Raw genomic sequence first — 8,282 nt, 5'->3', positions numbered from 1 at the left:
CGCCGGCCGCGGCGTCCTGGTCGACGACGATCCCGGTGAGGCCGAAGCGCTCCTCGCCGACCTGGATGAGCTGGTCCAGCGTCTGCCGGATCTGACTCTCGGGCGCGGCTCCCTGGAAGAGCGGGAGGGCCTGCCCGGCCACCACGGCGAAGACGGCCGGGATGCCCTGGATCCCGAACTGCTGCATGAGCATCTGGTTGGCGTCGACGTCGACCTTGGCCAGCAGGAAGCGGCCGTTGTACTCGACGGCGAGACGCTCGAGGAGCGGGCCGAGCTGCTTGCACGGCTCGCACCACTCGGCCCAGAAGTCGATGACGACGGGCACTTCGGTGGAGCGCTGGAGGACGTCGGTCTCGAAGCCGGCCTCGTCGACGTCGATCACCAGGGAGGCGGGGGTCACGGCACCGCCGCCACCCTGCCGGGCGGACTCGGCGCGGGCCTGCTCCGCCTTCGCCTTGGCCTCGCCGGCCGCCTTCACAGCGGCGAGGTCGACGACGCCGCTCATGGACATGTTCCTAGGCTGCATGCGTACATCCTCCCCCCTGGGCGCACTGTTGCGAAAAGCGATCCGCGAACCGCCTCCGCCTCGAGCCACACCGGTGTGCGGGGCCCGTGGGCGGATACGGCTCCGAGGCCCTGAAAACCCCGTACTTCCGCACCGGGTCCCCACCCGGCGCTGTGGCTGTCGAACGGTCGTGGCGCGACGGCGGGCGAGCCGCCGTCTTACGCTACGACCCGTAGCGTAACTGCCCACACCCCCTCCGGGGCAAGAGCGCCCGGTGATCTGTCTCACGGGCACCGGGGCCGGTCAGCGGTACTTACCGGCCGGTATGGTCGCCGCATGCTCAGCGACAGCCCCCCAGAACCCGCCCGATCGGGACGTCCACGCAGCGTCGCGGCCGACGCCGCGATCCTGGAGGCGACCCGTGCGTCGCTGGTCGACCTCGGCTGGTCGAAACTGACGATGAGCGACGTGGCCACGCGCGCGGGGGTCGCCAAGACGACCCTGTACCGGCGCTGGGCGGGGAAGAACGAGCTGGTCGTGGACGCGGTCGCGGTGCTGTTCGACGAGCTCGAACTGCCCGACCTGGGCAGCCTGGCGGCCGACGTCGAGGCGGTCGTCCTGCAGTTCGCGGCCCTGCTGGAGCGGCCCGAGACGAAGACCGCGCTGATGGCGGTCGTCGCGGAGTCGACCCGGGACGAGGCCCTGCGGGACCGGATCAGGAACTCGATCGTGGCGCGGCAGAAGCGGCTGGTCCTCCAGGGCCGCGAACGCGCCCAGGAGCGCGGCGAACTGCCCGCCGAGCCGGATCCCGCGGTGGCGGCGCGCACCGCCGACCTGATCTTCGACGTGATCGCGGGCGCCGTGGTGCACCGGGCTCTGGTGAGCGCCGAGCCCGTGGACTGCGCCTGGGCCCGGCACTTCACCCTGCTGCTGCTGGCGGGCCTGAACGCCACGGTGGCGGAGGCGGAGGGGGAAGCGGAGAGGGAACAGGAAGTGGAGACGGCGCCGGATCGGGGTGCCGGGGCCTGACGTCCCGGCACCCCACGTCGCCGTGGCCGGCCCGACTCGGCACCGGGCCGGGATGCTCCACGTCGCTCACGTGGAACCGCCCGTAGCCGCACGTGGCACCGGGGGCGGAGAGCGCCGGCCGGGAGCGCGCGTCCGGTCCGTCAGAAGCCGGGCGGCTCCGTGTAGACGCCCCACTCCTCGCGCAGCACCCCGCAGATCTCACCGAGGGTCGCCTCGGCGCGCACGGCTTCCAGCATCGGGCCGATCATGTTCGAGCCGTCGCGCGCGGCGGCCAGCATCGCGTCGAGCGCGCCGCTCACCCGTGCGTCGTCGCGGGCCGCCTTGCGCCCGCCGAGCGCGCGGACCTGCTCGCGCTCCACCTCGTGGCCGACCCGGAGGATCTCGAGGTCACCGGTGACGGATCCGTGGTGCACGTTGACGCCGACGACCCGCTTCTCACCCTTCTCCAGCGCCTGCTGGTAACGGAAGGCGGATTCGGCGATCTCGCCGGTGAACCAGCCGTCCTCGATGCCGCGCAGGATGCCGGAGGTCATGGGCCCGATGGGGTGCCTGCCGTCGGCGTGCGCCCGGACGCCGCGCTCCTTGATCTGCTCGAAGATCTTCTCGGCGTCGGCCTCGATGCGGTCGGTGAGCTGCTCGACGTACCAGGAACCGCCCAGCGGGTCGGCCACGTTGGCGACGCCGGTCTCCTCCATGAGCACCTGCTGGGTGCGCAGGGCGATCTCGGCGGCCTGCTCCGAGGGAAGGGCGAGCGTCTCGTCCAGGGCGTTGGTGTGCAGGGAGTTGGTGCCGCCGAGGACGGCGGAGAGCGCTTCGACCGCGGTCCGCACCACGTTGTTGTACGGCTGCTGGGCGGTGAGCGAGACCCCGGCCGTCTGGGTGTGGAAGCGCAGCCACTGCGCCTTGTCCGTCTTCGCGCCGTACGTCTCCTTCATCCAGCGGGCCCAGATCCTGCGGGCGGCGCGGAACTTGGCGATCTCCTCGAAGAAGTCGAGGTGCGCGTCGAAGAAGAAGGAGAGGCCGGGGGCGAAGGTGTCGACGTCGAGACCGCGCGAGAGGCCGAGCTCCACGTAGCCGAAGCCGTCGGCGAGGGTGTAGGCGAGCTCCTGCGCGGCCGTCGCCCCGGCCTCGCGGATGTGGTAGCCGGAGACCGACAGGGGCTTGTAGGCGGGGATGTCGCGGGCGCAGTGCTCCATCAGGTCACCGATGAGGCGCAGGTGCGGCTCGGGCTGGAAGAGCCACTCCTTCTGGGCGATGTACTCCTTGAAGATGTCCGTCTGGAGGGTGCCGTTGAGCACGCCCGGGTCGACGCCCTGGCGCTCCGCGGCGACCAGGTACATGCAGAAGACGGGGACGGCGGGCCCGCTGATCGTCATCGAGGTGGTGACGTCGCCGAGCGGGATGTCCTGGAACAGGACCTCCATGTCGGCGGCGGAGTCGATGGCGACGCCGCAGTGGCCGACCTCGCCGAGCGAGCGGGGGTCGTCGGAGTCGCGTCCCATCAGGGTCGGCATGTCGAAGGCGACGCTGAGGCCGCCGCCGCCGTTGGCGAGGATGGTCTTGTAGCGCTCGTTGGTCTGCTGGGCGTTGCCGAAGCCGGCGAACTGGCGGATCGTCCAGGTGCGGCCCCGGTAGCCGGTCGGGTACAGCCCTCGGGTGAAGGGGTACTCGCCGGGCCAGCCGATCCGCTCGAAGCCCTCGTACGCGTCGCCGGGGCGGGGCCCGTACGCGGGCTCCACCGGATCCCCGGAGAGCGTGGTGAAGTCCGCGTCACGCTTGCGGGCCTTGTCGTAACGGGCCTGCCAGCGGCGGCGGCCTTCCTCGATCGCGTCAGCGTTCATACGGACAAATTTACTAGGACGTCCTAGTAAATGTCGATGGCAAACCGCCCGGCGCTTCGCGCGGGGCGGTTCGGGGTACGGCCGTCAGGCCCGGACGGGCCGCGCGGAGCCGTCGGTGATCAGCGGCTCCGTCTCGCGGACGACCTTGCGCTCGACGAAGAACGCGGCCGTCGGGATCGTGCCGGAGATCAGCACCCACAACAGCTTGCCGACCGGCCACTTCGCCTTGGAACCGAGGTCGAAGGCGAAGACCAGGTAGATGATGTAGAGGACACCGTGGATCTGGGAGACGACGAGCGTCAGGCCCTCACCGGTGTCGAAGCCGTACTTGAAGACCATGCAGGTGCACAGCACCAGCAACATGACGGCGGTGACATAGGCCATCACCCGGTAGCGGGTGAGCACACTGCGTTTCATGGCATCGAGCGTAACCGGACGGCCGGGGCGATCTTGCGGCGCCCCGCCCCGCGGCTGCCCGCCCGCCGGATGACCGCACCGCGTGGAGCCCGCCCGCGCACCCGCGGTCCCGGGCCCCCGGCGGCCACGTGTCCCACGGCCGCCCGCCCCGTGCGGCTACTTCTCCTCGAAGTCCTCGGCCGCCACCCGGAGCGGCCGCAGCAGCGCGAAGATCTCGGCGCACTCCTCGGCGTCGTACACACCGAGCCCGAAGTCCATCGCCATCAGGTCCTCGGTCGCCGCCTCGACGACCTCACGGCCCTTGTCGGTGATGGAGGCGAGGGTGCCGCGCCCGTCGTTGGGGTTGGGGCGCTTGGCCACCAGCCCGGAGCGCATCAGGCGGTCCACGGTGTTGGTGACGGACGTCGGGTGGACCATGAGGCGCTCGCCGATCTTGGACATCGGCAGCTCGCCGGCCTGCGAGAAGGTGAGCAGGACCAGGGCCTCGTACCGCGCGAAGGTCAGCCCGTACGGTTTGACCACCGCGTCCACCTCGGCGAGCAGGATCTGCTGCGCACGCATGATCGACGTGATGGCCCCCATGGAGGGCACCGGTCCCCAGCGCTGCTGCCACAGTTCGTCGGCGCGGGCGATGGGATCGAAGGGCAGGCTGAGCGGCTTCGGCACGGCACGACCTTACCCACTGGTCACATGCCGGTCAGCTCCGTCTCGAACTTCGGTACCGGACGCCTGTTACGCGCGGCTCCGGCGCCGGCCGGCGCGCGGTCCCGACCGCGCACCGGGAGCGGCGGGAGGGCCCCGCACCCCTCCCGCACCGCCTGGCGCGCGGGAGTGGGGAGGGGGCTCATTCCGCCAGGTGGCGTTCGACCGTCTCGACCTTGGACGTCAGGCCGTCGGTGACACCCGGCCGGATGTCGGCCTTCAGCACCAGGGACACGCGGCCCGCGCGGGCCTCGACGGCGGCGACGGCCCGCTTGACGACGTCCATGACCTCGTCCCACTCACCCTCGATCGAGGTGAACATGGCGTCCGTGCGGTTGGGCAGCCCGGACGCGCGGACGACCCGTACGGCGTCGGCGACGTACTCACCGACGTCCTCGCCCACACCGAGCGGGCTGACGGAGAAGGCGACGATCATGCGCTGACCACGCCCTCGCGGCGGGCGCGGGCGGCGATGACGCCGTCGGCCTCGTACTTCTTGAGCAGCTTCTCGCCGTAGAGGCCGCCGAAGGGCAGTACGGCGAGGAGGAAGAACAGCGCGACACGCTTGAACGGCCACTTGGCCTTGACCCACACGTCCAGCAGGAACACCAGGTAGAGCGTGAAGAGGATGCCGTGCAGCATGCCGAGCGGCATCATCAGGAAGTCGATGTCCGACACCCGGCTGAGCACCGAGCCGAACAGGATCAGCGCCGGGAAGGACAGCGCCTCGGGAAGCGAGATGAGGCGCAGCCGGTGCAGGGCGGAAGCGGTCTTGATGTCCACGAGGGCACCTTCGGTGGGAGGGGTCGAGTCGGCCGGTGAACGCGGGCACAGGCTTGTGAACGCGAGCACAAGCACACTCATTGTGGCATCGTCCCCGGCCCGCCCCGGTGGCGGGGGCCGGAAACGCCCCGTGTGCGCGTAACGGCGCATATCAGGGTGATGTCGGGGGCCCGATCGTCCCCCGGGACCTGTCCGCCGCGACAGGGTGCGGCTACCGTCGCACCGTGGCGATGTTCCGACTCCAAGGCAGCAAGACGCTCGCCGTCGATCTGACAGGCGACGCCGTCAAGGCGAAGAACGGCTCGATGGTCGCGTACGACGGCCGGATGGCGTTCAAGAAGATGTCCGGCGGCGGTGAGGGGATCCGCGGCATGGTGACCCGCCGGCTGACCGGCGAGCAGATGACGATGATGGAGGTGAAGGGGCAGGGCACCTGCTACTTCGCCGACCGCGCGAGCGAGATCAACCTGGTCTCGCTGCGCGGCGACACACTGTACGTCGAGGCCAGCAACCTGCTGGCGGCCGACGCCGGACTGCGCACCGGCACCACGTTCACCGGTCTCAGGGGCGGGGCGAGCGGCAACGGCCTGTTCACCACGACCGTCGAGGGCAGCGGTCAGGCGGCGATCATGTCGGACGGTTCGGCCGTGGTGCTGCGGGTGACGCCCCAGTACCCGCTCAACGTCGACCCCGGCGCCTACATCGCGCACCAGGGCGATCTGCGGCAGCACTTCCAGTCGGGCGTGAGTTTCCGCACCTTCATGGGCGAGGGGTCCGGCGAGTCGTTCCAGATCCGCTTCGAGGGCGACGGCCTCGTCTACGTGCAGCCGAGCGAGCGGAACACCGTCGGGGGCGATGTCTGATGCCGTTCCGTGAGATCAACGCGAAGATGGTCGAGGCGACGCTGCTGCCCGGCCAGAAGATGTACAGCCAGCGCGGGGCGATGCTCGCCTACCGGGGCGACGTCTCCTTCACCCCGAACATCCAGGGCGGCCAGGGCGGTCTGGCGTCCATGATCGGCCGGCGGGTGGCGAACGAGTCCACCCCGCTGATGACGGTCGAGGGGGACGGCACGGTGATGTTCGGCCACGGTGGCCACCACATCCAGGTGATCGGGCTGTCCGGCGACACCCTCTACGTGGAGGCCGACCGGCTGCTCGCCTTCGACGGGACGCTCCGGCAGGGCACGATGTTCATGGGCTCGCAGGGCGGCGTGATGGGCATGGTGCGCGGCCAGGTGACCGGTCAGGGCCTGTTCACGACGACGCTCGAGGGCCACGGCGCGGTCGCGGTGATGGCCCACGGCGGGGTGATCGAGCTGCCGATCGTGCCGGGGCGCCCGGTGCACGTGGACCCGCAGGCGTACGTCGCGCACCACGGCGAGGTGACCAACAAGCTGTCCACGGCGCTCGGCTGGCGTGACATGGTGGGACGCGGCTCCGGCGAGGCGTTCCAGCTGGAGCTCAGCGGCAGTGGCGCGGTGTACGTCCAGGCGTCGGAGGAGAAGCTGTGAGCACCCCTGTGATCTTCGACCCCGTGACCCTGCCGTCCGACGACAACGTCAACGCCTACACCTTCTGCGTGGAGCTCAAGGGGAGCCAGTGGTTCCTGCAGAAGGGCAAGATGATCGCCTACTACGGGCGGATCGACTTCAACGGCATCGGGCACGGCCGTTTCGATCGGCTGATCCGCACGAGCTTCCACTCCCCCCTGCACGCGAGCGACTGGGTGGTGGCCGAGGGCAGCGGCAAGATGCTGCTCGCGGACCGGGCCTTCGACGTGAACTCGTTCGACCTGGAGGACGGGAACCTGACGATCCGGTCCGGCAACCTGCTGGCGTACCAGCCCACACTGGCGCTGAAGCAGTCGATCGTGCCCGGCTTCCTCACCCTGATCGGTACGGGGAAGTTCGTGGCCGCGTCCAACGGCCCGGTCGTCTTCATGGAGCCGCCGCTCCGGGTGGATCCCCAGGCGCTGGTGGGCTGGGCGGACTGCCCCTCGCCGTGCCACCACTACGACCACGGGTACATGAGGGGCGTCATGGGCGGGCTGCGGTCCCTGACCGGGATCGGCGGCACCTCCGGGGAGGAGCACCAGTTCGAGTTCATGGGCGCGGGTACGGTGCTGCTCCAGTCGACCGAGGTGCTGATGGCCGAGCAGGCGACGGGCCTGACCCCGAACGAGCCGGGGGTCCCGGGCGGCGGACAGCACTCCCCCGGGGCGGGGCAGCCCGGGTCCACTCCGCGCATGCCGGGGCAGCTGGGGGACCTCCAGCGCCGCTTCGGACTGTGAACGGTACTCTGCGGAGTGTGACGCCGGGCCGCGCGTGCCGGGCGTCACACCCTCACAGTTCGTCCGGCTTTCAACTTCTTAGGTAGAATTCATACATGGAGACCGAGACGGCCACCCGCTGGCTTACCGATGCGGAGCAGTGCGCCTGGCGCGCCCACCTGGCTGTCAGCAGACTGCTGACGCACCAGCTGGAGAAAGACCTCCAGCCGTTCGGGCTGACCATGAACGACTACGAGATCCTCGTCAACCTCTCCGAGTCCGACGAGCAGCGCATGCGTATGAGCGATCTCGCCGCGGCCACCCTGCAGTCCAAGAGCAGGCTCTCGCACCAGATCACCCGCATGGAGACGGCCGGCCTGGTGCGGCGCGAGCACTGCGAGTCGGACCGGCGCGGGCTGTTCGCCGTCCTCACCGACCTGGGCGCCGAGACCATGCGGAAGGTCGCGCCGCACCACGTCGAGTCGGTGCGCAGGCACTTCATGGACCTGCTGTCGCCCGAGGCACTCGCCGAACTCCACGCGGCGCTCACCCCCATCGCCGACCACCTGCGCGGCCGGCGCGGCAAGCCCTGACACCCGAAGCCTCAGGCGCGGCGGCCCGGCACCCGCGGGGCGGAGGCCGCCCCGCCGCGCGGTGACGCCCCGACCGTGGGAGTGCCGCCGTGGCGGGCCGCGACCTCGCCGATGGCGGGGCCCAGGCCCGGCGCACCCACC

The 8,282-nt window shown here is 70.6% G+C and carries 11 protein-coding genes; 5 read left to right on the top strand and 6 right to left on the bottom strand.

Annotated elements, in window-relative coordinates:
• Nucleotides 1-526: thioredoxin domain-containing protein (locus ABZ371_RS25275; protein WP_358683589.1), on the bottom strand; the 526-nt coding region annotated here is incomplete at its 3' end.
• Nucleotides 527-841: 315 nt separating this feature from the next.
• Here ABZ371_RS25275 and ABZ371_RS25270 point away from each other — a divergent pair.
• Entirely contained in the window at nucleotides 842-1,534 is a 693-nt protein-coding gene (locus tag ABZ371_RS25270) for a TetR/AcrR family transcriptional regulator (RefSeq protein ID WP_358683587.1), read from the top strand.
• Between the two features lie 140 nt (nucleotides 1,535-1,674).
• Here the strand turns inward: ABZ371_RS25270 and ABZ371_RS25265 are convergent, their stop codons facing one another.
• From ABZ371_RS25265 to ABZ371_RS25245, 5 genes are all read right to left on the bottom strand, one after another.
• Complete coding sequence (locus tag ABZ371_RS25265; RefSeq protein WP_358683585.1) at nucleotides 1,675-3,375, bottom strand: methylmalonyl-CoA mutase family protein; 1,701 nt, start codon at nucleotides 3,373-3,375, stop codon at nucleotides 1,675-1,677.
• An 84-nt stretch (nucleotides 3,376-3,459) separates the two neighbouring features.
• A complete protein-coding gene (locus ABZ371_RS25260; RefSeq protein ID WP_358683583.1) occupies nucleotides 3,460-3,792 on the bottom strand; it encodes a DUF3817 domain-containing protein in 333 nt (110 codons plus the stop codon).
• A 156-nt stretch (nucleotides 3,793-3,948) separates the two neighbouring features.
• A complete protein-coding gene (locus tag ABZ371_RS25255) occupies nucleotides 3,949-4,458 on the bottom strand; it encodes a MarR family transcriptional regulator (RefSeq protein WP_358683581.1) in 510 nt (169 codons plus the stop codon).
• Nucleotides 4,459-4,636: 178 nt separating this feature from the next.
• A complete protein-coding gene (locus ABZ371_RS25250; protein ID WP_358683579.1) occupies nucleotides 4,637-4,930 on the bottom strand; it encodes an MTH1187 family thiamine-binding protein in 294 nt (97 codons plus the stop codon).
• On the bottom strand, nucleotides 4,927-5,277 hold the full coding sequence (locus tag ABZ371_RS25245) for a DUF3817 domain-containing protein (RefSeq protein WP_358683577.1): 351 nt from the start codon (nucleotides 5,275-5,277) through the stop codon (nucleotides 4,927-4,929). The genes ABZ371_RS25250 and ABZ371_RS25245 overlap by 4 nt, the downstream gene beginning before the upstream one ends.
• 230 nt (nucleotides 5,278-5,507) lie before the next feature.
• Between ABZ371_RS25245 and ABZ371_RS25240 the strand changes: the two genes are divergently transcribed.
• The 4 genes from ABZ371_RS25240 (at nucleotide 5,508) to ABZ371_RS25225 (ending at nucleotide 8,141) form a co-directional block, all read left to right on the top strand.
• Complete coding sequence (locus ABZ371_RS25240; RefSeq protein WP_358683591.1) at nucleotides 5,508-6,140, top strand: AIM24 family protein; 633 nt, start codon at nucleotides 5,508-5,510, stop codon at nucleotides 6,138-6,140.
• The gene (locus ABZ371_RS25235; RefSeq protein ID WP_358683575.1) at nucleotides 6,140-6,790 is read left to right on the top strand and encodes an AIM24 family protein; all 651 of its coding nucleotides are present in this window, start codon (nucleotides 6,140-6,142) and stop codon (nucleotides 6,788-6,790) included. The genes ABZ371_RS25240 and ABZ371_RS25235 overlap by 1 nt, the downstream gene beginning before the upstream one ends.
• Entirely contained in the window at nucleotides 6,787-7,569 is a 783-nt protein-coding gene (locus ABZ371_RS25230) for an AIM24 family protein (RefSeq protein WP_358683573.1), read from the top strand. Before ABZ371_RS25235 ends, ABZ371_RS25230 begins: the two co-directional genes overlap by 4 nt.
• Nucleotides 7,570-7,664: 95 nt before the next feature.
• The gene (locus ABZ371_RS25225; RefSeq protein WP_358683571.1) at nucleotides 7,665-8,141 is read left to right on the top strand and encodes a MarR family transcriptional regulator; all 477 of its coding nucleotides are present in this window, start codon (nucleotides 7,665-7,667) and stop codon (nucleotides 8,139-8,141) included.
• Nucleotides 8,142-8,282: the final 141 nt, after the last annotated feature.

The organism is Streptomyces sp. NPDC005899, from assembly GCF_040629645.1.
GTDB lineage: Bacteria > Actinomycetota > Actinomycetes > Streptomycetales > Streptomycetaceae > Streptomyces.
The sequence above is the reverse complement of the archived record's forward strand: the minus strand, read 5'-3'. Positions and strand labels throughout refer to the sequence as shown.

Coding starts and splice junctions, on each gene's coding strand:
- ABZ371_RS25225 (WP_358683571.1), top strand. CDS start 7,665: ATGGAGACCGAGACGGCCACCCGCTGGCTTACCGATGCGGAGCAGTGC.
- ABZ371_RS25250 (WP_358683579.1), bottom strand. CDS start 4,930: ATGATCGTCGCCTTCTCCGTCAGCCCGCTCGGTGTGGGCGAGGACGTC.
- ABZ371_RS25265 (WP_358683585.1), bottom strand. CDS start 3,375: ATGAACGCTGACGCGATCGAGGAAGGCCGCCGCCGCTGGCAGGCCCGT.
- ABZ371_RS25260 (WP_358683583.1), bottom strand. CDS start 3,792: ATGAAACGCAGTGTGCTCACCCGCTACCGGGTGATGGCCTATGTCACC.
- ABZ371_RS25240 (WP_358683591.1), top strand. CDS start 5,508: ATGTTCCGACTCCAAGGCAGCAAGACGCTCGCCGTCGATCTGACAGGC.
- ABZ371_RS25235 (WP_358683575.1), top strand. CDS start 6,140: ATGCCGTTCCGTGAGATCAACGCGAAGATGGTCGAGGCGACGCTGCTG.
- ABZ371_RS25270 (WP_358683587.1), top strand. CDS start 842: ATGCTCAGCGACAGCCCCCCAGAACCCGCCCGATCGGGACGTCCACGC.